The organism is Streptomyces sp. NPDC050418, from assembly GCF_044458745.1.
GTDB lineage: Bacteria > Actinomycetota > Actinomycetes > Streptomycetales > Streptomycetaceae > Streptomyces.
Genome location: NZ_JBITIG010000006.1, coordinates 505,547 through 528,435, shown reverse-complemented (window position 1 = coordinate 528,435; position 22,889 = coordinate 505,547). Strand labels below are relative to the sequence as shown.

The 22,889-nt window shown below is 68.7% G+C and carries 19 protein-coding genes and 1 riboswitch; of the genes, 14 read left to right on the top strand and 5 right to left on the bottom strand.

What is annotated here, in order from left to right:
* Positions 1–107 precede the first annotated feature (107 nt).
* The 3 genes from ACIBI4_RS17680 (at position 108) to ACIBI4_RS17670 (ending at position 5,600) form a co-directional block, all read left to right on the top strand.
* The gene (locus tag ACIBI4_RS17680; RefSeq protein ID WP_399204802.1) at positions 108–1,394 is read left to right on the top strand and encodes a sensor histidine kinase; all 1,287 of its coding nucleotides are present in this window, start codon (positions 108–110) and stop codon (positions 1,392–1,394) included.
* Positions 1,395–1,509: 115 nt separating this feature from the next.
* Positions 1,510–2,199 carry a response regulator gene (locus ACIBI4_RS17675; protein ID WP_399204801.1) on the top strand — a complete coding sequence of 230 codons (690 nt, stop codon included), beginning with the start codon at positions 1,510–1,512 and terminating at the stop codon, positions 2,197–2,199.
* Between the two features lie 212 nt (positions 2,200–2,411).
* Complete coding sequence (locus tag ACIBI4_RS17670) at positions 2,412–5,600, top strand: efflux RND transporter permease subunit (protein ID WP_399204800.1); 3,189 nt, start codon at positions 2,412–2,414, stop codon at positions 5,598–5,600.
* 66 nt (positions 5,601–5,666) lie between these two features.
* Here ACIBI4_RS17670 and nadA read toward each other — a convergent pair whose 3' ends face one another.
* Entirely contained in the window at positions 5,667–6,866 is a 1,200-nt protein-coding gene (nadA, locus tag ACIBI4_RS17665) for a quinolinate synthase NadA (protein ID WP_399204799.1), read from the bottom strand.
* 258 nt (positions 6,867–7,124) lie between these two features.
* On the opposite strand from nadA, the gene erpA reads away from it, so the two are divergent.
* Positions 7,125–7,481 carry an iron-sulfur cluster insertion protein ErpA gene (gene erpA / locus ACIBI4_RS17660; protein WP_399204798.1) on the top strand — a complete coding sequence of 119 codons (357 nt, stop codon included), beginning with the start codon at positions 7,125–7,127 and terminating at the stop codon, positions 7,479–7,481.
* A 12-nt stretch (positions 7,482–7,493) separates the two neighbouring features.
* On the opposite strand, the gene ACIBI4_RS17655 is transcribed toward erpA, so the two are convergent.
* Together ACIBI4_RS17655 and ACIBI4_RS17650 are read right to left on the bottom strand one after the other, a co-directional pair.
* Positions 7,494–8,969 (bottom strand): hypothetical protein, encoded by a 1,476-nt coding sequence (locus tag ACIBI4_RS17655; protein WP_399204797.1) that lies wholly within the window; start codon positions 8,967–8,969, stop codon positions 7,494–7,496.
* 80 nt (positions 8,970–9,049) lie between these two features.
* Positions 9,050–9,259 (bottom strand): hypothetical protein, encoded by a 210-nt coding sequence (locus ACIBI4_RS17650; protein WP_399204796.1) that lies wholly within the window; start codon positions 9,257–9,259, stop codon positions 9,050–9,052.
* Positions 9,260–9,389: 130 nt separating this feature from the next.
* On the opposite strand from ACIBI4_RS17650, the gene ACIBI4_RS17645 reads away from it, so the two are divergent.
* Positions 9,390–10,364, top strand: coding sequence for a carbohydrate kinase family protein (locus ACIBI4_RS17645; RefSeq protein WP_399204795.1), 975 nt, complete (start codon positions 9,390–9,392; stop codon positions 10,362–10,364).
* Between the two features lie 40 nt (positions 10,365–10,404).
* Here the strand turns inward: ACIBI4_RS17645 and ACIBI4_RS17640 are convergent, their stop codons facing one another.
* Positions 10,405–11,784 (bottom strand): cysteine desulfurase/sulfurtransferase TusA family protein, encoded by a 1,380-nt coding sequence (locus ACIBI4_RS17640; RefSeq protein WP_399204794.1) that lies wholly within the window; start codon positions 11,782–11,784, stop codon positions 10,405–10,407.
* 301 nt (positions 11,785–12,085) lie between these two features.
* Here ACIBI4_RS17640 and coxB point away from each other — a divergent pair, with 301 nt between their 5' ends.
* The 4 genes from coxB (at position 12,086) to ACIBI4_RS17620 (ending at position 16,565) form a co-directional block, all read left to right on the top strand.
* Complete coding sequence (gene coxB, locus ACIBI4_RS17635) at positions 12,086–13,045, top strand: cytochrome c oxidase subunit II (protein WP_399204793.1); 960 nt, start codon at positions 12,086–12,088, stop codon at positions 13,043–13,045.
* Positions 13,042–14,787 carry a cytochrome c oxidase subunit I gene (gene ctaD / locus ACIBI4_RS17630; RefSeq protein WP_399204792.1) on the top strand — a complete coding sequence of 582 codons (1,746 nt, stop codon included), beginning with the start codon at positions 13,042–13,044 and terminating at the stop codon, positions 14,785–14,787. The genes coxB and ctaD overlap by 4 nt, the downstream gene beginning before the upstream one ends.
* On the top strand, positions 14,784–15,182 hold the full coding sequence (locus ACIBI4_RS17625) for a cytochrome c oxidase subunit 4 (protein ID WP_399204791.1): 399 nt from the start codon (positions 14,784–14,786) through the stop codon (positions 15,180–15,182). Before ctaD ends, ACIBI4_RS17625 begins: the two co-directional genes overlap by 4 nt.
* 138 nt (positions 15,183–15,320) lie before the next feature.
* Positions 15,321–16,565, top strand: a complete 1,245-nt coding sequence (locus ACIBI4_RS17620) for an Ig-like domain-containing protein (protein ID WP_399204790.1) — start codon at positions 15,321–15,323, stop codon at positions 16,563–16,565.
* A 130-nt stretch (positions 16,566–16,695) separates the two neighbouring features.
* Here the strand turns inward: ACIBI4_RS17620 and ACIBI4_RS17615 are convergent, their stop codons facing one another.
* Positions 16,696–17,097: a hypothetical protein gene (locus ACIBI4_RS17615; protein WP_399204789.1), complete on the bottom strand. Its 402-nt coding sequence runs from the start codon at positions 17,095–17,097 to the stop codon at positions 16,696–16,698.
* Between the two features lie 176 nt (positions 17,098–17,273).
* Between ACIBI4_RS17615 and ACIBI4_RS17610 the strand changes: the two genes are divergently transcribed.
* The 5 genes from ACIBI4_RS17610 to trpD all read left to right on the top strand — a co-directional run bounded on the left by ACIBI4_RS17610 (position 17,274) and on the right by trpD (position 22,654).
* Entirely contained in the window at positions 17,274–17,894 is a 621-nt protein-coding gene (locus tag ACIBI4_RS17610) for a heme-copper oxidase subunit III (protein ID WP_399204788.1), read from the top strand.
* An 83-nt stretch (positions 17,895–17,977) separates the two neighbouring features.
* Entirely contained in the window at positions 17,978–18,787 is an 810-nt protein-coding gene (locus ACIBI4_RS17605) for a c-type cytochrome (RefSeq protein ID WP_399204787.1), read from the top strand.
* Positions 18,784–19,836 carry a Rieske 2Fe-2S domain-containing protein gene (locus tag ACIBI4_RS17600; protein WP_399204786.1) on the top strand — a complete coding sequence of 351 codons (1,053 nt, stop codon included), beginning with the start codon at positions 18,784–18,786 and terminating at the stop codon, positions 19,834–19,836. The genes ACIBI4_RS17605 and ACIBI4_RS17600 overlap by 4 nt, the downstream gene beginning before the upstream one ends.
* Positions 19,833–21,467, top strand: a complete 1,635-nt coding sequence (locus tag ACIBI4_RS17595) for a cytochrome bc complex cytochrome b subunit (RefSeq protein WP_399204785.1) — start codon at positions 19,833–19,835, stop codon at positions 21,465–21,467. Before ACIBI4_RS17600 ends, ACIBI4_RS17595 begins: the two co-directional genes overlap by 4 nt.
* A 122-nt stretch (positions 21,468–21,589) precedes the next feature.
* Positions 21,590–22,654: an anthranilate phosphoribosyltransferase gene (trpD, locus tag ACIBI4_RS17590; protein ID WP_399204784.1), complete on the top strand. Its 1,065-nt coding sequence runs from the start codon at positions 21,590–21,592 to the stop codon at positions 22,652–22,654.
* Between the two features lie 103 nt (positions 22,655–22,757).
* A riboswitch (SAM riboswitch) is annotated at positions 22,758–22,876 on the top strand.
* Positions 22,877–22,889 lie beyond the last annotated feature (13 nt).

Below are 22,889 nucleotides of genomic sequence, written 5' to 3'. Positions count from 1 at the left end.
CCCGCCGACCCGGCGGAGTGCGGGGCCTGTGCGTATCCGGCGGGGGTGGTGGGCGCTCATTGACGGCACGTCGGCCCGCCCGGCCCCCACCCGGTACCGTTCCCGAAGTGACCACCCTCGCCCGCTTCCGAGACTGGCTGATCGCCCACCCGCTGGCGTTCGACGCCACCCTGGCCGCCGGCGTCCTCGCCTGTATGGTCGCCGCCTCCTTCGTGGAGCCGTACGGCATGCACGGGCCGCACTTCGGGCGGGCCCCGGAGGGCATCAGCGTCACGTTGATGCTGGTCAGCGCCGCCGCGCTGGTGTTCAGGCGGCGCGCTCCGTATCTCGTCCTCGTCATCACGGTCGCTGCCAGCCTCGCCGAGCTGCTCACCGGCGAGCAGCGGGCCCCCGTGATGATGGCCGTGGTCATCGCGCTGTTCACGGTCGCCTCGACCACGGACCGTCCGACGACCTGGCGCTTCGCACTGCCGATCATGGCCGTCATGACCGCCGTCGCGATGCTGACGAGCAAGCTGCCCTGGTACGCGCAGGAGAACCTGGGCGTCGTCGCCTGGGCCGGTCTGGCCGCCGCGGCCGGGGACGCGGTGCGCAGCCGCCGGGCCTTCGTCGATGCCATCCGGGAACGGGCCGAGCGGGCCGAGCGCACCCGGGAGCAGGAGGCGCTGCGCCGGGTCGCGGAGGAGCGGCTGCGGATCGCCCGCGATCTGCACGACGTCGTCGCGCACCACATCGCGCTCGTCAACGTACAGGCCGGGGTCGCCTCGCACGTCATGGACAAGCGGCCCGACCAGGCGAAGGAGGCCCTCGCGCACGTCCGCGAGGCCAGCCGCTCGGCGCTCAACGAACTGCGGGCCACCGTCGGTCTGCTGCGGCAGTCCGGCGACCCCGAGGCGCCCACCGAACCGGCCCCCGGGCTCGCCCGCCTCGATGATCTGCTCGCCACGTTCCGGGCCGCGGGCCTGCCCGTCGAACTGGTCCACGCCGACGGGGACGAGCAGCTGCCGGCCGCCGTGGACCTCGCCGCGTACCGGATCATCCAGGAGGCCCTGACGAACGTGCAGAAGCACGCGGGCCCCGACGCCAAGGCCGAGGTCAGCGTGTTGCGCGTGAGCCGCAACCTGGAGATCACGGTGCTCGACAACGGGGGCGGACAGGACGCGGCCGCTCCGGCCGGCCAGGGCCGCACCCCGCACGGCCCCCCGCCCGAACCCGACCCGGGCGCACGGTCCGAGGGCGGGCACGGTCTGATCGGGATGCGCGAGCGGGTCTCCGCGCTCGGCGGCACCTGCACCACCGGGCCCCGCTACGGAGGCGGCTTCCGCGTCCATGCGATCCTGCCTCTGAGCGCCGACTCCCCGTCGGCGCCGACCCGTTCACGCAAGTGCCCGTGAACCCGTTCACGCACGTGCCCGTGAGCCCGTTCACGCAAGTGCCCCTGGGCCTCGACGCGGGCCCGCGGACGCCTCGAACGGTGTGCCTCGCAAGTTCCCGAACGGGGGAGACCTCATGACCATCCGTGTCCTGCTCGCCGACGACCAGGCCCTGCTGCGCAGCGCGTTCAAGGTGCTCGTCGACTCCGAGCCCGATATGGAGGTCGTCGGCGAGGCCTCGGACGGCGCCGAGGCCGTCGCGCTGGCCCGCGCCGAGCGGGCCGACGTGGTCCTGATGGACATCCGGATGCCCGGCACGGACGGTCTCGCCGCCACCCGCATGATCAGCGAGGACCCCGGACTCGGCCATGTCCACGTGGTGATGCTCACGACCTTCGAGGTCGACGAGTACGTGGTGCAGTCGCTGCGGGCCGGCGCCTCCGGCTTCCTCGGCAAGGGCTCCGAACCGGAGGAGCTGCTCAACGCGATCCGGGTCGCGGCCGCGGGCGAGGCGCTCCTGTCGCCCGTCGCGACCAAAGGGCTGATCGCCAAGTTCCTCGCCCAGGGCGGCAGTTCGGACCCGGGCGACGGCGACGGCGGCGCGCACGCCGACCGCCTCGCCCAGCTCACCGGCCGCGAGCGCGAGGTGCTCGTGCAGGTCGCCGGCGGGCTCTCCAACGACGAGATCGCCGAACGGCTCAGCGTCAGCCCGCTCACCGTGAAGACCCATGTGAACCGGGCGATGGCGAAGCTCGGCGCCCGCGACCGCGCCCAACTCGTCGTCATCTCCTATGAATCCGGACTTGTCCGGCCGAAGGGCGACTGATCCCGCCGGGCGAACCAGGGCGAGCCGGACACGCTCCCTCCGGGGACGGAGTGCGTGTACTGCGCCCGCAGTAGGCGCCGCATAAGGAAACGGGTCCGAGGGGCGAGGAATCCGCTCCGGCGATGGCCGATCGTGTACGCGGGCACCCCCATGCGTTCCCCCAGGGCGTGGGCGCCCCCGCCGCGTAAGCCACAGAAGGAAGTCCCCATCCCATGTCCTGGCTGTCCAGGTTCAGCCTCGCTCAACGGGCCCTGATCGGCCTGGTGTCGATCGTCGCGCTGGTCTTCGGTGCGATTGCCATTCCCCAGTTGAAGCAGCAGCTGCTGCCCTCCATCGAGCTGCCGATGGTGTCGGTGATCGCCCCGTACCAGGGTGCCTCGCCCGACGTGGTCGAGAAGCAGGTCGTCGAACCGCTGGAGGACTCGCTCGAAGCCGTCGACGGCATCAAGGGCGTCACGTCCACCGCGAGCGAGGGCAACGCGCTCCTCATGGCGTCCTTCGACTACGGCGACGGCTCCAAGCAGCTCGTCGCCGATGTCCAGCAGGCCGTCAACCGCGCCCGCGCCCAGCTCCCCGATGATGTCGACCCGCAGGTCGTCGCCGGTTCCACCGACGACATCCCGACCGTGGTGCTCGCCGCGTCCGCCGACGGCAAGGACCAGCAGGCGCTCGCCGACGCCCTCGACCGCTCGGTCGTGCCGGTGCTCGAAGGCATCGACGGGGTCGCCCAGGTGGCCATCGACGGCGTCCGCGACGTCGAGGTCTCCGTCACGCCGGACGACGCCAAGCTGGCCAAGGCCGGTCTGAACTCCGCCGCGCTCGTGAAGTCCCTGCAGGCGGGCGGCGCCACGCTGCCGGCCGGTTCCTTCGACGAGGACGGCAAGAACCGCACCGTCCAGGTCGGCGGCGGCTTCAGCTCCCTCGAGCAGATCGAGGACCTGATGGTCACCGGCGAGGCGGCTCCCGGCGCCAAGCCCGCGAAGCCCGTACGCCTCGCCGACGTCGCGAAGGTCGAGGAGACCGAGGCCAAGGCCGACTCCCTGACCCGGACGAACGGTGAGCCCAGCCTCGCGATCGTCGTCACCATGGACCAGGACGGCTCGGCGGTCGCGATCTCCAAGGCCGTCGAGGACGAACTGCCCTCGCTGCGCAAGGACCTGGGCGCCGGCGCCGACCTCACGGTCGTCTCCGACCAGGGCCCGGCCGTCGAGAAGTCCATCTCCAGCCTGACCACCGAGGGCGCGCTCGGCCTCGCCTTCGCGGTCATCGTGATCCTTGTCTTCCTCGCGTCGCTCCGCTCGACGCTGGTGACCGCGGTCTCCATCCCGCTCTCGGTCGTGCTCGCACTGATCGTGCTGTGGACCCGCGATCTCTCGCTCAACATGCTCACGCTGGGCGCCCTGACGATCGCGATCGGCCGCGTCGTGGACGACTCGATCGTGGTCCTGGAGAACATCAAGCGGCACCTCACGTACGGCGAGGAGCGCAAGGACGCCATCCTCAACGCCGTCCGCGAGGTCTCCGGCGCCGTCACCTCCTCGACGCTCACCACGGTCGCGGTGTTCCTGCCGATCGGGCTGGTCGGCGGCATGGTGGGCGAGCTGTTCGGCTCGTTCTCGCTGACCGTCACCGCGGCGCTGCTCGCGTCCCTGATCGTCTCCCTGACGGTCGTCCCGGTCCTGTCGTTCTGGTTCCTGCGCGCGCCCAAGGGCACGTCCGAGGACCCGGAGAAGGCCCGTGAGGCCGCCGAGGCGAAGGAGGCGAAGAGCATCCTGCAGCGGATCTACGTACCCGTGCTGCGCTTCGCCACCCGCCGCCGTCTCACCAGCGTCTTCCTGGCGATCGTGATCCTGGTCGGCACCTTCGGCCTGGCCCCGATGCTGAAGACCAACTTCTTCGACCAGGGCGAGCAGAAGGTCCTGTCCATCAAGCAGGAGCTGGCGCCCGGCACCAGCCTCGCCGCCACGGACGAGGCCACGCAGAAGATCGAGGACGTCCTCGACGGTATCGACGAGGTCAAGGACCACCAGGTCACGGTCGGCTCCTCCGGCTGGCTCGCGGCCTTCGGCGGCGGTACGGACACCAACCAGGCCTCGTACCAGGTCACTCTGACCGACGACGCCGAGTACGAGGCGACGCGCGACAAGATCGAGGCCGGGCTCAAGGGCCTCGACGGCATCGGCGACACCCGGATCGCGGCCGGTGACGGCTTCGCGAACCAGGACCTGAGCGTGGTCGTGAAGGCCGCCGACGCCGACGTCCTGGCGAAGGCCGCCGAGCAGGTGCGCGCCGAGGTGGCGGAGATCGACGACGTCACCGACGTGCAGAGCGACCTGTCGCAGTCCGTCCCGCGGATCTCGGTCCGGGCCAACGACAAGGCCGCGGCCGCCGGGTTCAACGACGCGACCCTCGGCCAGATCGTCGCCCAGTCCGTGCGCGGCACCCCGAGCACCAAGGCGATCCTGGACGACACCGAGCGCGACGTTCTCGTGAAGTCCGCCAAGCCCGCCACCACGGTGGCCGAGCTGAAGAAGCTGGACCTCGGCCGCGTCAAGCTCGGTGACATCGCCGAGGTGAAGGTCGTCGACGGCCCGGTCTCCATGACCCGGATCGACGGTTCGCGCGCGGCCACCATCACGGCCAAGCCGACCGGCGACAACACGGGTGCGGTCAGCGCCTCGCTGCAGACCAAGCTGAACGAGCTGGAGAAGGACCTGCCCGACGGCGCCACGGTCGCCATCGGCGGAGTCTCCGAGGACCAGGACGAGGCCTTCGCCTCCCTCGGCCTCGCGATGCTCGCGGCCATCGCGATCGTGTTCATGCTGCTCGTGGCGACCTTCAGGTCCCTCGCGCAGCCGCTGATCCTGCTGGTCTCCATCCCGTTCGCGGCCACCGGAGCGATCGGCCTGCTGATCGTCACGGGCACCCCGATGGGCGTTCCGGCGCTGATCGGCATGCTGATGCTCATCGGCATCGTGGTGACCAACGCGATCGTCCTGATCGACCTGATCAACCAGTACCGGGCCCAGGGCCTCGGTGTGGTCGAGTCGGTCATCGAGGGCGGCCGCCACCGTCTGCGCCCGATCCTCATGACCGCGCTCGCCACGATCTTCGCGCTGCTGCCGATGGCGGCGGGCGTCACGGGCGAGGGCGGCTTCATCGGCCAGCCCCTGGCCATCGTGGTGATCGGCGGTCTGCTCAGCTCGACGCTGCTGACCCTCCTCCTCGTACCGACGCTCTACGCGATGCTCGAACTGCGCAAGGAGAAGCGGGCGGAGAAGAAGGCGGCCAAGCGGGCGGCGAAGGACACCAAGCGGGACAAGGACATCCCGGAGCAGGGCGCGGAGCCGGGCACGGACGTGGACTCCGACAGCGGTCTCCTGGACGCTCTCGACCACTGACGGACGCGTGAACGCGAAGGGGCGCCCTCCATGGCGGAGGGCGCCCCTTCGGCGTATGACCGCTGCTTACGGCAGCGCGAGCATCCGCTCGAGCGCCAGCTTGGCGAAGGACTCGGTCTCGGTGTCGACCTGGATGCGGTTGACGAGGTTGCCCTCCGCGAGCGACTCCAGCGTCCAGACCAGGTGCGGCAGATCGATCCGGTTCATGGTCGAGCAGAAGCAGACGGTCTTGTCGAGGAAGACCACTTCCTTGTCCTCGGCCGCGAAGCGGTTCGCCAGGCGCCGCACGAGGTTGAGCTCGGTGCCGATGGCCCACTTGGACCCGGCCGGGGCGGCCTCGAGGGCCTTGATGATGTACTCGGTCGAGCCGACGTAGTCGGCGGCCGCGACGACCTCGTGCTTGCACTCGGGGTGCACCAGGACGTTGACGCCCGGGATCCGCTCGCGCACGTCGTTGACGCTGTCGAGGCTGAAGCGTCCGTGCACCGAGCAGTGCCCGCGCCACAGGATCATCCTGGCGTTCCGCAGCTCCTCGGCGGTCAGCCCGCCGTTCGGCTTGTGCGGGTTGTAGACCACGCAGTCGTCCAGGGACATCCCCATGTCGCGGACGGCGGTGTTGCGGCCCAGGTGCTGGTCCGGCAGGAAGAGCACCTTCTCGCCCTGCTCGAACGCCCAGTCAAGGGCCTTCTTCGCATTGCTCGACGTACAGATCGTGCCGCCGTGCTTGCCGGTGAACGCCTTGATATCGGCCGAGGAGTTCATGTAGCTGACGGGCACGACCTGCTCGGCTATCCCGGCCTCGGTCAGCACGTCCCAGCACTCGGCGACCTGCTCGGCGGTGGCCATGTCGGCCATCGAGCAGCCGGCGGCGAGGTCGGGCAGCACGACCTTCTGGTCGTCTCCGGTCAGGATGTCGGCGGACTCGGCCATGAAGTGCACACCGCAGAACACGATGTACTCGGCCTCCGGCTTCGCGGCGGCGTCGCGCGCGAGCTTGAAGGAGTCACCGGTCACGTCGGCGAACTGGATGACCTCGTCGCGCTGGTAGTGGTGCCCGAGCACGAAGACCTTGTCGCCGAGCTTCTCCTTGGCGGCGCGGGCACGCTCGACCAGGTCCGGGTCGGACGGGGAGGGCAGGTCGCCGGGGCAGTCCACACCGCGCTCGCTCTTGGCGTCGGCTTCGCGGCCGAGCAGCAGCAGGGCGAGCGGAGTCGGCTGCGGGTCAACGTTGTGGGCGAGATCCTGGGCCGTGGTCACGTCACGCACCCTTTCTTCTTCCGGCGGGCAGACCCACCGTCCGGGCCTGCTTTTCGTCGAATTGACGCTATCTATCATAACCGCTTCACGTCAGATTGACGATGCCCATCGTGTCGATGTGACGCATCTCCGGCCCTGGGTGCGGGGTGGGGGATGTGCGAGCATGAAGGTGCGCCCGAAAACCGGGCCTGGCCCCGGGAATGATTCCCGGACGGGCAAGGTTGCCCAAGGCGGAAGCAGTCTCCGTACTACCCGGGAGAGATGTAGATGTCCGTTCAGGACGAGAAGACCACCGTGAGCGACGGCATCCAACTGTCCGACGCCGCCGCCTCCAAGGTCAAGGCTCTGCTCGACCAGGAAGGCCGTGACGACCTGGCGCTGCGGGTCGCGGTCCAGCCCGGCGGCTGCTCCGGCCTGCGCTACCAGCTGTTCTTCGACGAGCGTCAGCTCGACGGCGACGTCGTGAAGGACTTCGACGGTGTGAAGGTCGTCACCGACCGTATGAGCGCCCCGTACCTGGGCGGCGCCTCGATCGACTTCGTCGACACGATCGAGAAGCAGGGCTTCACGATCGACAACCCGAACGCCACGGGCTCCTGCGCCTGCGGCGACTCCTTCAGCTAAGCCCTGCGGAAGCTACTTCGCGGGCAGCCGGGCCCCGTCCGCACCGACGACCTCCCGGTCACCGAGCGGCCGGTCCAGCTGCACGGTCTCCTTGAGCTCCTTGGCGATCATGATGCAGTACGTCCCGGGCTTCTTCGGCGTCTCCGTCACCCGGACCACGACCCGGTCCGCGCTCTCCTCCACGGAGGCCGCGTACTCACTGCAGACCCCGCCCCAGAAATGCACCGTCAGCGTCCGCCCGGACGCGCTGTACGCCTCGATGTGCACGCTCCGCGGCCCGCTCTGCGAGGGCTCACCGGGCTGGTCGGGGGTCGGCGTCGGCGGCCGCTCGGTGAAGCCGGGCCCGTCCGACGGCAGGCTCGGCCCGTCCGTCGGCAGCGGCGCGGGCTCGCGCAGATACTTCCTGTCCACGGCCGGATGCGTCACCGTGCCGTCCTGCCCGCCGCCCAGGGTGAACAGCCACGACGGCACCAGGACCTGCCGCCCCTTCTCGTGGTACGCGGCGAGCCCGAGCACCGCGGACTCCACCGTCACCCGCTGCGGCTTCGGCGGCGCGGGCTTCACGCCCATGTCGCACGGCTGCTGCGGCTCGCCCACGGTGAGATCGTCCTCGTGCGGTACGGCGCTGGCGCAGCCGCCGATCTTCCCGGGCACCGGCGCGGACGCCGAGGCGTTGAGCTGCTTCAGCGCCTGCCCGGCGCTGATCACCGGATACGCGTCGCCCTTGACCGGCTTCGCCAACTGCCCGCTCGCACCGGACACTTCACCGTCCGGGCCGACCTTGATCCCGGTCGTCACGCCGTACGTGGGCAGCCCGCCGACCACGGGATCCGCGTTCACCACGCGCAAGGAACCGATGGTCTGGCGCGTGTCGAGCTTCGCGTCGTCCTGCCCCAGCGCCTTGAGCACCGGAGCCGCCGCCGCCTTGGCCCGCTCCTCGTCGACGGCCGGCAGATTCGCCAGACCGGACGAGCCGACGGGCTTCTCGCAGCCGCCCTCGCGCGGGCAGTCCTCACCGGAGCCGGCGACAAACGAGGTGTACGTCCAGGTACCCGGCGCCTGCTTGGTCACCGTCAGACCCGGCCCGCCCGGCTTGCCGACCCGCCACTCTGCGCCCTGCGTGCCCACTTTGCCGGGCACCTTCAGGGCCTTGGCCAGCGCGGCCACCTGACCGGCGCTCACCTCGCCCTGTGCCCGGTACACGGGCACGGACTCCGGGGCCTTCGGCAGTTCTCCCTGCGCGGAGAACACCGCACCGCCCGGCACGGGCTCGCCGCCGCCGGACTGCGTCGTATAGCCGTCCAGGGTGAGCGGGGGAGGTGCGCCGTCGCCGGCGGGCGCACGCGAGTCGCCGCGGCCGCCGGCCGGTGATCCGGCCGTGAGATACGCGACGCCGCCGCCCGCGAGCAGCACGGCCACCGCGACCGAGGCCACCATCAGACGCGATGCGGGCCTGCGGGTCTCCTCACCCATCTCTTCCGTGCTCACCAGTGCACTCCCCTTTTGCGGCGGCTACAGCGGTGTGACGGCCGGGGAGTCTGTTCGGTTCCCGAACGGGTGCGCGCCGGTCAGTCCCCGTACTCCGACATGCCGTCCAGCATCCGCGCGGACGCCGGTGGCACGACGATCCCATGGATACGGGAGGCGGGCACGGGAGCGGCGGCAGGATGGTGCGGCGCGGCCCAGTGCGGCACCATACGGGCGCAGTCCCCCTGCAGCTGCTTCAGTGTGAAGTCCTGGGTGACGGAGGAAGGCGCGGGCGCCGTGTGCTTCGACATAACCGCACCGTACGCAGGTCATGGCCGCAAGAAAAAGGTCTACTTTACGGTAATTTCGCAGGTTCAGAGATGAGCCGACTTCCCGGTAGCGTGAGGTGTCAACCCCAGCCCACGCCAGGAGACTCCCGTCGTGCGTATCGCAGTCACCGGCTCCATCGCCACCGACCACCTGATGACCTTCCCCGGCCGCTTCGCCGACCAGCTGGTCGCCGATCAGCTGCACACGGTCTCCCTGTCCTTCCTCGTCGACAACCTCGACGTGCGCAGGGGAGGCGTCGCCGCGAACATCTGCTTCGGCATGGGACAGCTCGGCAGCGCGCCGGTCCTGGTCGGCGCGGCCGGCTCGGACTTCGACGAATACCGTGCGTGGCTCGACCGCCACGGCGTCGACACCGCATCGGTCCGTATCTCCGAGACGCTGCACACCGCGCGCTTCGTGTGCACCACGGACAAGGACCACAACCAGATCGGCTCCTTCTACACGGGAGCGATGAGCGAGGCCCGTCTCATCGAGCTGAAGACCGTCGCCGACCGTGTGGGCGGGCTCGACCTGGTGTCGATCGGCGCGGACGACCCGGAGGCGATGCTCCGGCACACCGAGGAGTGCCGCTCGCGTTCGATCCCGTTCGCCGCCGACTTCTCGCAGCAGATCGCGCGCATGGACGGCGACGAGATCCGCACGCTGCTCGACGGCGCCACGTACCTCTTCTCCAACGAGTACGAGAAGGGCCTCATCGAGTCGAAGACCGGCTGGACCGAGGAGGAGATCCTCGGCCGCGTCGGCCACCGGGTCACCACGCTCGGCTCGCGCGGTGTGCGCATCGAGCGCGTCGGCGAGGACCCGATCGAGGTCGGCTGCCCGGAGGAGGAGGCGAAGGTCGACCCGACCGGCGTCGGCGACGCGTTCCGCGCGGGCTTCCTGTCCGGTCTGTCGTGGGGCGTCTCCCTGGAGCGCGCCGCCCAGATCGGCTGCATGCTCGCCACGCTGGTCATCGAGACCCTCGGCACCCAGGAGTACACCCTGCGCCGCGCCCACTTCATGGACCGCTTCACGAAGGCGTACGGCTTCGAGGCGGCCTCGGAGGTCCAGGCTCACCTGGCGTAGGCGGGCGGGCGCCTCGTCCCGGCAAGGCGCCCCCGTCCCGCTAAGAGGTCCGGCGGACCACGTAGGCCCAGCCCTGGTCCGCCGGCTCCTCGCCCACGTACTCCTGGCCGCGCAGATGGCACCACGCGCGGATGTCCAGTTCGGCGACCTCGTCGTCGGACAGGACGGTCACCGTGCCGCCGACCTTCACGCGGACGATCGCCTTGGCCAGCTCGATCACCGGGAGCGGGCAGCGCTTGCCCAGGGTGTCGAGGGTCAGGGCCTCCAGGCCCGGTGCGCCCGCCGTCGTGACGGGCGCGCCCAGCTTCTCCCGTACGGACGCGACAGCGCCCGGGAGCACATCGAGGAAGCGCCCGACGTCCTCGGCGGGCGTCCCCGCCGGCAGCGACACCCGGACGTTCCCCTCGCTGAGCACACCCATCGCCTTGAGCACATGGCTCGGCGTCAGGGTGGAGCTGGTGCAGGAGGAACCGGATGAAACGGAGAAACCGGCCCGGTCCAGCTCGTGCAGCAGCGTCTCTCCGTCGACATAGAGACAAGAGAACGTGACGATATGCGGCAGCCGCCGCCCGGGGTCCCCGACGACCTCCACGTCCGGCACGAGCTCCGGCACCCGCGAGCGGATCAGCGCGGTCAACTCCCGCAGCCGCGCGGCCTCTTGGGCCGCCTCCGCCCGCACGGCCCGCAGCGAGGCGGCCGCCGCGACGATCGCCGGCAGGTTCTCGAACCCGGGCGCGCGCCCCGACTCCCGCTCGTCCGAGGGCCCTTGCACGGCGAACCGCACCCCCTTGCGTACGGCGAGGAGACCCACCCCGGCGGGCCCGCCCCATTTGTGCGCACTGCCCGCAAGCAGCGACCAGTCACCCTCCACCGGCCCCCACGCCAGCGACTGCGCGGCGTCCACCAGGAGCGGCACCCCGGCCGCACGGCACACCTCGGCGATCTCGCCGACCGGCTGCACCGTGCCCACCTCGTGGTTCGCCGACTGCAGGCAGGCGAGGGCGGTGTCCTCGCGCAGGGACCGTACGAACAAAGAAGCGTCGACCCGGCCGCCCCGGTCCACCGGGACCTCCGTCAGTGATCCGCCCTGCTCCTCATGGGCGGCGGCCGAATGGAGCACCGCGGAGTGCTCCACGGCCGACACGATCAAGTGACGCCCGGCGCGCCGCCGTCCGGCGAGCGCCCCCGCGATCCCGGTGTGCAGCGCCTGCGTCCCCGATGCCGTGAACACCAGCTCGTCCGGGCGGCAGCCCACCGCCTCCGCCGCCGCCTCCCGGGCGGCGTCGAGCAGCAGCCGGGCCCTGCGGCCCTCGCGGTAGAGCCGGGCCGGGTCGGCCCAGCCCTCGTCGAGCGCGGCGAGCAGGGCCTGGCGGGCGACGGGGTGCAGGGGAGCGGAGGTCGCGGAATCGAAGTACGGCACGGCCTCACGCTACGCCCGTACGAGGGGTTCGAGGCGCCCGGGCCATACGCCTGACCAGGGGTGCTCCGACCTGTTGTCGGTATCAGTCGAGGGGGCGTCAGTTGCCTGTTCAAGGGCCCTATTCCACCCCTTCGGGTCTTCGCCCGGCGCGTTGGGCACCCTCCCCGCGCGACCCCAAATAGCGTCCAGTAGGGTTTGGTCCGCATAAACATCCAAACCCCTGCCCGTACACGGGCCGGCGCCCGACCAAGCATCACGGCCGAGCCCGGTCGAGCGGGCGAGACTCTCGGGAAGGCGCTACGTGAGTCCCAACGGCTCCGACCGCTCGTCGCGGCGCCCGATGCGGCGGAAGCTGCCGCAGGTGCTGACTGCGGGCCTCATTTTGGTGACCGCAACTGGTTGCACATATGAGGATTTCCCCCGCCTAGGAATGCCGACTCCTGTCACGGAGGAGGCGCCCAGGATCCTCTCCCTCTGGCAGGGCTCGTGGGCGGCTGCGCTCGCCACGGGCGTCCTTGTCTGGGGCCTGATCCTGTGGAGCGTCTTCTTCCACCGGCGCAGCCGCACCAAGGTCGAGGTTCCTCCGCAGACTCGGTACAACATGCCCATCGAGGCGCTGTACACGGTCGTTCCGCTCATCATCGTCTCGGTGCTCTTCTACTTCACGGCACGTGACGAATCGAAGCTTCTCGCGCTCTCCGAGAAGCCGACCCACACGGTCAACGTGGTCGGCTTCCAGTGGAGCTGGGGCTTCAACTACGTCGAGGACGTGCCCGGTTCGAAGGGCGACGCCAAGACGGACGAGAACCTGAAGGACATCCCGGACAAGTACCGCGATGCCTTCCCGGCCAACGCCGGCGGTGTCTACGACATCGGCACCCCGGGCACCCGGAACCCGCAGAACAACAACCCGGGTCCGACGCTGTGGCTGCCGAAGGGCGAGAAGGTCCGCTTCGTGCTGACCTCGCGCGACGTCATCCACTCCTTCTGGGTCGTGCCGTTCCTGATGAAGCAGGACGTCATCCCCGGGCACACGAACGTCTTCGAGGTGACCCCCAACAAGGAGGGCACCTTCATGGGCAAGTGCGCCGAGCTCTGCGGCGTGGACCACTCCCGGATGCTGTTCAACGTGAAGGTCGTTTCTCCCGAGAAGTACCAGGAGCACCTGGAAGAGCTCGCGAAGAAGGGCCAGACCGGGTACGTCCCGGCCGGCATTGAGCAGACGGACAATGCCAGGAATTCGGAGAAGACCCAACTGTGAGCATCCTCAACGAGCAACCCAAGGGTGCCGCCGCAGCCGATGACTCGTATGAGAACGAGCTCCCGGTCCGGCGCAGGCAGCCCGGCAACGTCGTGGTGAAGTGGCTGACCACCACCGACCACAAGACGATCGGCACGCTGTATCTGGTCACGTCGTTCGCGTTCTTCTGCATCGGTGGCCTGATGGCGCTCTTCATGCGCGCCGAACTGGCCCGTCCCGGTTCGCAGATCATGTCGAACGAGCAGTTCAACCAGGCGTTCACGATGCACGGCACGATCATGCTGCTGATGTTCGCGACGCCGCTGTTCGCCGGTTTCGCGAACTGGATCATGCCGCTGCAGATCGGCGCGCCCGACGTGGCGTTCCCGCGGCTGAACATGTTCGCCTACTGGCTGTACCTGTTCGGCTCGCTGATCGCCGTCGCCGGCTTCCTCACCCCGCAGGGTGCCGCCGACTTCGGCTGGTTCGCCTACTCGCCGCTGTCGGACGCCGTCCGCTCGCCGGGTATCGGCGCCGACATGTGGATCATGGGTCTGGCCTTCTCCGGCTTCGGCACGATCCTCGGCTCGGTCAACTTCATCACCACGATCATCTGCATGCGCGCTCCGGGCATGACGATGTTCCGTATGCCGATCTTCACCTGGAACGTGCTGCTGACCGGTGTTCTGGTCCTGCTCGCCTTCCCGGTGCTCGCGGCCGCGCTGTTCGCCCTGGAGGCGGACCGTAAATTCGGTGCGCATGTATTCGATGCCGCAAATGGCGGCGCCTTGCTCTGGCAACACCTCTTCTGGTTCTTCGGCCATCCAGAGGTGTACATCATCGCGCTGCCGTTCTTCGGCATCATTTCCGAGATCATCCCGGTCTTCTCCCGCAAGCCGATGTTCGGTTACATCGGTCTGATCGGTGCGACGATCGCGATCGCCGGTCTGTCCGTGACCGTGTGGGCCCACCACATGTACGTCACCGGCGGAGTGCTACTGCCGTTCTTCTCCTTCATGACGTTCCTGATCGCCGTACCAACAGGCGTGAAGTTCTTCAACTGGATCGGAACGATGTGGAAGGGGTCCCTGAGTTTCGAGACCCCGATGCTCTGGACCATCGGCTTCCTGATCACCTTCACCTTCGGTGGTCTGACCGGTGTCATCCTGGCCTCGCCGCCGATGGACTTCCACGTCTCGGACTCGTACTTCGTCGTCGCGCACTTCCACTACGTGGTGTTCGGCACCGTCGTCTTCGCGATGTTCGCCGGCTTCCACTTCTGGTGGCCGAAGTTCACCGGCAAGATGCTCGACGAGCGCCTGGGCAAGATCACCTTCTGGACGCTGTTCATCGGCTTCCACGGCACGTTCCTCGTCCAGCACTGGCTGGGCGCGGAGGGTATGCCGCGTCGTTACGCGGACTACCTCGCGGCCGACGGCTTCACCGCCCTGAACACGATCTCGACGATCGCCTCGTTCCTGCTCGGCCTGTCGATCCTGCCGTTCTTCTACAACATCTGGAAGACGGCCAAGTACGGCAAGAAGGTCGAGGTCGACGACCCGTGGGGCTACGGCCGCTCGCTCGAGTGGGCCACGTCCTGCCCGCCGCCGCGGCACAACTTCCTCACGCTGCCGCGTATTCGCTCCGAATCCCCGGCGTTCGATCTGCACCACCCGGAGATCGTCGCCATGGAGCAGGAGCAGCTCGCTGCCTCCGGCCACGGTGACAAGGCCCTTGCGGGCGGCAAGGAGGCCGGCAAGTGAAGGTCCAAGGAAAGATGTTCATCTGGCTGAGCGTCTTCGTGCTCGCCATGGCGATCGTCTACGGCGTGTGGTCGAAGGAGCCGGTCGGTACCACGGCGCTCTTCCTGTCCTTCTCGCTGTGCATGATGGTCGGCTTCTACCTGGCCTTCACGGCCAAGCGGATGGACAACCTCGCGCAGGACGACAAGGAGGCCGAGGTCGCGGACGAGGCCGGCGAGGTGGGGTTCTTCTCCCCGCACAGCTGGCAGCCGCTCTCCCTCGCGGTCGGTGGCGCGCTCGCCTTCATGGGCGTCGTCTTCGGCTGGTGGCTGCTCTACTTCTCCGCCCCGATCATCCTGATCGGCCTGTGGGGCTGGGTCTTCGAGTACTACCGCGGTGAGAACCAGAACCAGTGACGCGTTAGCACGCTGAGGTCTGCAAGGGGCCCGGACACTCCGTCAGGAGTCGTCCGGGCCCCTCTTTTGCAGCAGTTTGAGCTTCTCGTACGGAGCACTCGGCGCGCCGTTCGTGACAAACCTTCTTAGCGTGTGCTCATGAGCCACTCACCGCGTACGCGCACCGTACTGAGCTGCACCGTCCTTGTGGCCGCGCTGGTCGCGGGTGCCACGGGCTGCGGCTCCGACGGCCACCCGCTCTCGGCGAAGCCGTATGACGCGGCGGGCCAGATCGCCTTCAACGGGCCTGCGGGCAGCCAGAAGGCCGACCCCGACAAGCCGCTGGAGGTCACCGCCCAGGGCGAGGACGGCCGGATCACCGACGTCACCGCCACGGACTCGCTGGGGCGCTACGTCGCCGGTGAGCTCGCCGCCGACGGCAAGCGCTGGCACACCACCACACCGCTCGCCGCGGGGGCGGCGTACACGGTCCGTGTGAGCACCGAGGACGAGGACGGGGCGCCCGGCCGCAAGGTCCTCGCCTTCGAGACCCGTGAAGCGGCGAAGAAGGGCCGTCTGAACGTCACGTTCGGGCCCGGTGAGGGCCAGTACGGCGTCGGCATCCCGATCACCGCCAAGCTGAGCCGCCCCGTCACGGACAAGAAGGCGCGCGCCATCATCGAGCGCTCCCTCGAAGTCCGCTCGGTGCCCGCCGCCGAAGGCACCTGGCACTGGTTCGAGGACGACAAACTGCACTTCCGCCCGAAGGACTTCTGGCCCACGAACGCCAAGATCTCCGTCTCCTCGCACCTTCAGGGCGTGAAGATCGACGACAACCTGTGGGGCGGCGAGGGCAAGCCCATCAAGCTCTCCACGGGCAGCAAGGTCGTGGCCGTGGTGGACGCGGGCGCCCACTACATGACCGTCTACCGCAACGGCGAGGAGATCAACTCCATCCCCGTGACCACCGGCATGCCCGGCTGGGAGACGCGCAACGGCACCAAGGTCGTGCTCGACAAGGAGTACGTGGTCCGGATGACCAGCAGCGCCATCGGCGCCGCCGAGTTCTACGACAAGCAGGTCTACTACGCGACCCGCCTCACGGACACCGGCGAGTACGTGCACGCCGCGCCCTGGTCGGCCGGTTCGCACGGCTACGCCAACGTCAGCCACGGCTGTGTGGGAATGAGCACAGGCAACGCCGCCTGGTTCTACGGCATGGTCCAGCCCGGCGACATCGTGCGGACCATCAACAGCTACGGCGACAGCATGCCCTCGTACGGCAACGGCCTCGGCGACTGGAACATGGAGTGGAAGGACTGGCGCAAGGGCAGTGTCGTCAACGCCGGACTGCGCGAGGGCCAGCTGCCCCACGACGAGGCCCGGCTCCGGCCCGAGGTGTGAGGCACCGCGTGAGGCACCGCGTGGGGCGCCCGTGAGGTCCCGCCCGGGTCCGGAATGACCCGAACGCGTGACATGGCTTGAGCCCGTACGGACCTCCGTACGGGCTCAACTCATGAAAGGGACGGGGGAGTCAGGCGCCGATCGCGAGGCGCGTGCGCAGCAGGGCGGCCAGTGAGGCGGCGAACTCGACGGGCTCGACCGGAAGGGTCACCGCGGCCTCCGCACGGCTCCAGGTGGCCAGCCAGGCGTCCTGCGGGCGGCCCATGAGGAGCAGCACGGGCGGGGACTGGAAGATCTCGTCCTTGAGCTGCCGGCACAGGCCCATCCCGCCCATCGGCACGGCCTCGCCGTCCAGGACGCAGACGTCGATCCCGCCCTGGTCCAGCTCCTTGAGGACGGCGGCGGGGGTGGCGCACTCGATGAACTCGACCTGGGGCACATCCGCGGCCGGCCTGCGCCCGGTCGCCAGCCGGACCTGTTCCCGGGTGTTGGCGTCGTCGCTGTAGACCAGGACCGTGGCGGTCGACTGCATGGTTCCTCCGTGACTGCGCTGTCTTCGGGGCTTGCCGTTGGCCGGATGCTACTCCGTCGAACACCCCGTCAACACCGGTATGCAGAGGCCTTCGATGGGCCATACGGGCAGGACATGGGGCGCGAACACTCCGAACGGCACCCCCCGGAGTGAGTGCCAGATAAGCGACCGACATAATGTCGGTCGTGGCGACAGCAACGACAGTAGAAACCGGGCACGCGCACCCGTCGGTCAATCGGCCGAACCTCACCAGCGTCGGAACCATCATCTGGTTGAGCTCCGAGCTGATGTTCTTCGCGGCCCTCTTCGCGATGTACTTCACCCTGCGATCGGTTACGGGTCCCGATCACTGGAAGGAAATGGCCTCGAGCCTGAACTTCCCGTTCTCGGCGACGAACACCACGATCCTGGTGCTCTCCTCGCTGACCTGCCAGCTCGGCGTCTTCGCCGCCGAGCGCGGCGACGTGAAGAAGCTCCGGATGTGGTTCATCGTGACCTTCATCATGGGCGCGATCTTCATCGGCGGTCAGGTCTTCGAGTACACGGAGCTGGTCAAGCACGAGGGCCTCTCGCTCTCGTCCGACCCGTACGGCTCGGTGTTCTACCTGACTACCGGCTTCCACGGCCTGCACGTGACGGGCGGCCTCATCGCCTTCCTGTTCGTCCTCGGCCGGACGTACGCGGCCCGCAGGTTCACTCATGAGCAGGCGACCGCCGCCATCGTCGTGTCCTACTACTGGCACTTCGTCGATGTCGTGTGGATCGGCCTCTTTGCCACGATCTACATGATCAAGTAGCCGGGCCGTCAGACCCGTACGCCGGGTCGCACCCGAACCTTTCCGAAGCATCGACGCAGAAGATCCTGACACCGGGGTAATCCGTGAAAAAGCTCTCCGCACGACGACGCCATCCGCTGGCGGCGGTCGTCGTCCTAATCCTCGCGCTGGCGGCCACCGGGGGGCTGTACGCCGCGTTCGCCCCGGCGGACAAGGCGCAGGCCGAAGAAACCGCCCAGTCCCTCGCCATCGAGGAGGGCAAGAAGCTCTACTCGGTCGGCTGCGCCAGCTGCCACGGCACCGGCGGTCAGGGCAGCTCTGACGGCCCGTCGCTCGTGGGCGTCGGCTCCGCCGCGGTGGACTTCCAGGTGGCCACGGGCCGTATGCCGGCCCAGCAGCCCGGCGCCCAGGTGCCGAAGAAGAAGAACATCTACTCGCAGGCCCAGATCGACCAGCTGGCCGCGTACATCGCGTCCCTCGGCGCCGGTCCGGTCACGCCGACCGACAAGCAGTACAGCATCGAGGGTGCGGACATCGCCAAGGGTGGCGAGCTGTTCCGTACCAACTGCGCGCAGTGCCACAACTTCACCGGTGAGGGCGGCGCCCTCACCAAGGGCAAGTTCGCACCGAGCCTCGAGGGCGTCAGCCCCAAGCACATCTACGAGGCCATGCAGACCGGCCCGCAGAACATGCCGTCCTTCCCCGACACGACGATGCCGGAGAAGCAGAAGAGGGACATCATCGCGTACCTTGACGCGGTCAACGGTGAGAAGACGGAGAGCCCCGGCGGTCTCAAGCTGGGCGGCCTCGGTCCGGTCAGCGAGGGTCTGTTCGCCTGGATCTTCGGTCTCGGCACCCTGATCGCCGTCGCTGTGTGGGTCGCCGCGCGGACCGCAAAGGCCAAGAAGTCATGAGCAGCCAAGACATTCCAGAAGAGAACCTGCCCGTAGCGCAGGCCGACGGCACCACCCTGGAGAAGCACGGGGAGCACCCGTTCGCCGACCCGGGTCTGCCGCCCCACGAGCACCGCATCCAGGACATCGACGAGCGGGCCGCCAAGCGCTCCGAGCGCACGGTCGCCTTCCTGTTCACGCTCTCGATGCTCGCCACGATCGGCTTCATCGCCTCGTATGTGGCGTTCCCGGTCGACAAGAGCATCTATGTCTGGCCGCTGGGGCACATCAGCGCGCTGAACTTCGCCCTGGGCATGACCCTCGGCATCGCGCTGTTCTGCATCGGCGCGGGCGCGGTCCACTGGGCCCGCACCCTGATGTCCGACGAGGAGATCGCCGACGAGCGGCACGCCATCGAGGCCTCGCCCGAGGTCAAGGCGAAGGTGCTCGCCGACTTCAAGCAGGGCGCCAAGGAGTCGGCCCTGGGCCGGCGCAAGCTCATCCGCAACACCATGTTCGGTGCGCTGACCCTGGTGCCGCTGTCCGGCGTCGTCCTCCTGCGCGACCTCGGTCCGCTGCCCGAGGACAAGCTCCGGCACACGCTGTGGGCCAAGGGCAAGCTGCTCGTGAACCAGAACACGAACGAGCCGCTGCGTCCCTCGGACGTCCCGGTCGGGTCGCTGACCTTCGCCAAGCCCGAGGGCCTGGAGGAGCACGACCACGACTTCCAGACGCAGATCGCCAAGGCCGCCCTGATGATCGTCCGCATCGCGCCGGACGACATCAAGGACAAGCAGGAACTCGAGTGGTCGCACGACGGCATCGTGGCGTACTCGAAGATCTGCACCCACGTGGGCTGCCCGATCTCCCTGTACGAGCAGCAGACGCACCACGTGCTGTGCCCGTGCCACCAGTCCACTTTCGACCTCACCGACGGCGCCCGAGTGATCTTCGGTCCCGCCGGCCACGCCCTGCCGCAGCTGCGCATCGGCGTGAACGAGGAGGGTTACCTCGAGGCGCTCGGCGACTTCGAGGAGCCTGTCGGTCCTGCCTTCTGGGAGCGCGGATGAGCACCACACCTGCTTCTTCTACGGATAAGCGCAAAGCACCCGCCGGCGAGCGGGTTGCCGACTGGGCCGACGGCCGCCTCGGGATCTACTCCCTGGCCAAGGCCAACATGCGGAAGATCTTTCCGGACCACTGGTCCTTCATGCTCGGCGAGATCTGCCTGTACAGCTTCCTCATCATCATCCTCACGGGTGTGTACCTGACGCTGTTCTTCCACCCGTCGATGAACGAGGTGGAGTACCACGGCAGTTACGTCCCGCTGCAGGGACAGCTGATGTCCGAGGCGTTCAACTCGACCATGCACATCTCCTTCGATGTGCGCGGTGGTCTGCTGATCCGGCAGATCCACCACTGGGCGGCGCTGATCTTCGTCGCGGCGATGCTCGTGCACATGATGCGTGTGTTCTTCACGGGCGCGTTCCGCAAGCCGCGTGAGGTCAACTGGCTCTTCGGCTTCCTGCTGCTGGTCCTCGGCATGTTCACCGGTTTCACCGGTTACTCGCTGCCGGACGACCTGCTTTCAGGAACCGGTGTCCGCTTCATGCAGGGCGCCGTGCTGTCGGTGCCGGTCGTGGGCACGTATCTGTCGATGTTCCTGTTCGGCGGAGAGTTCCCCGGCGGCGACTTCGTGGCCCGGTTCTACTCGGTGCACATCCTGCTGCTGCCGGGCATCATGCTCGGCCTCGTGGTGGCGCACCTGATCCTGGTCTTCTACCACAAGCACACGCAGTTCGCGGGTGCCGGCAAGACCAACAAGAACGTGGTCGGCATGCCGCTGCTTCCCGTGTACATGGCGAAGGCCGGAGGCTTCTTCTTCCTGGTCTTCGGTGTGATCGCGGTGGTCTCGGCGATCGCCACGATCAACCCGATCTGGGCCATCGGCCCGTACCGTCCGGACCAGGTGTCCACCGGTGCGCAGCCCGACTGGTACATGGGCTTCTCCGAAGGCCTGATCCGAGTCATGCCGGGCTGGGAGATCAACATCTGGGGCCACACGCTGGTCCTGGGTGTGTTCATCCCGCTGATCATCTTCCCGCTCGTGCTCGTCACGATCGCGGTCTGGCCGTTCATCGAGTCCTGGGTCACCGGCGACAAGCGCGAGCACCACATCCTGGACCGCCCGCGCAACGCCCCGACCCGTACGGCCTTCGGTGTGGCCTGGCTGACCTGGTACATGATCCTGCTGATCGGTGGTGGAAACGACCTCTGGGCGACCCACTTCCACCTGTCGATCAACTCGATCACCTGGTTCGTCCGCATCGCGTTCTTCGTCGGACCGGTCATCGCGTTCATCGTCACCAAGCGGATCTGCCTCGGCCTCCAGCGCCGCGACAAGGACAAGGTGCTGCACGGACGCGAGTCCGGCATCATCAAGCGTCTGCCGCACGGTGAGTTCATCGAGGTGCACGAGCCCCTGAACCAGGAGGCCCTGCACACGCTGACCGCGCACGAGCAGTACGCGCCGCTCGAGCTCGGCCCGACGGTCGACGAGAACGGTGTCGAGCGCAAGGTCAAGGGCACGCAGAAGCTCAAGGCCAAGCTCTCGCAGGGCATGTACGGCGAGGACAACCAGATTCCGAAGGCCACGGCCGAGGAATACCAGGAGATCACCAGCGGCCACGGCCACCACTGATCGCCTGAACACATAGTTCGCCACGGCGAGAGCCCCGTCCATTCGCTGGACGGGGCTCTTTGCCGTCCCGGGGCTTGGCTAGGCTGGGCCCGTCCTTTTTCTTGACGACACCAGGAGCGACCATGAGCGCTGTGACCCCCGCTGGAGGCGACACCACGGCGGTCCGTTCCTGGCCCGGCGTACTGAACGGACTGCTCGACGGGCGCGACCAGAGCGCGGACGACACCTTCTGGGCGATGGACCGGATCATGCGCGGCGAGGCCACCGACGCGCAGATCGCCGGGTTCGTGGTCGCGCTGCGCGCCAAGGGCGAGACGGTCGACGAGATCACCGGTCTCGTACGGGCCATGTACGAGCACGCCAACACCATCGAGGTGTCCGGGCCGACCGTGGACATCGTCGGGACCGGCGGTGACGGCGCCAAGACCGTCAACATCTCGACCATGTCGTCGATCGTCGTGGCCGGCACGGGGGCCAAGGTCGTCAAGCACGGCAACCGGGCCGCCTCGTCGGCCTCGGGCTCGTCCGACGTCCTGGAGAAGCTCGGCGTCAACCTGGAGCTGACCCCGCAGCGCGTTGCCGAGGTGGCCGAGGAAGCCGGGATCACCTTCTGCTTCGCCGTGAAGTTCCACCCGGCGCTGCGTCACGCCGGTGCCGCGCGCGGCCAGTTGGGGATCCGGACGATCTTCAACGTGCTCGGGCCGCTCACCAACCCGGCACGCGTGAAGGCGCAGGCGGTCGGCGTGGCCGATCCGCGGATGGCGCCGATCGTGGCCGGGGTGTTCGCCGAGCGCGGGAACTCCTCGCTGGTGTTCCGCGGCGACGACGGGCTGGACGAGCTCACCACCACCTCGACCTCGCGGGTGTGGATCGTGCGCGACGGCGTCGTGCGCGAGGAGAGCTTCGATCCGCGCGAGGTCGGTCTGGAGCTCGTCCCGGTCGAGGCGCTGCGCGGGGCCGACGCCTCGTTCAACGCGGAGGTCGCGCGGCGGGTCCTCGCCGGCGAGACCGGGCCCGTACGCGACGCGGTGCTGCTGAACTCGGCGGCCGCCCTGGTCGCCTCGGAGCCGACCGGCGCCTCGCTCGCCGGGCAGCTGCGGGCCGGGATGGACCGGGCCGCCGAGGCCATCGACTCGGGTGCCGCGCAGCGGACCCTGGAGCGGTGGGTCGCGGCCAGCAACGCCTGAGAGGCGTGGAAGTGCCGGAAACGGCACAGGTGTGACGCAAGGCGCAGTCCGTATCGCGGACTGCGCCTTGCGCGTTCACGGTCATCTGGCAAGATGCTGCACAGGTCATGAGTGACAGCGACTACGGCCCCGGCCCGCTGTCCGGCAACCCTCCGTCCGTGGCGGGGTGCCCCGGGTGAAGACCAGGCCGCAGACGACAACGTCCGGCGGCAAGCGCGGACCCCTCGCGAACGAC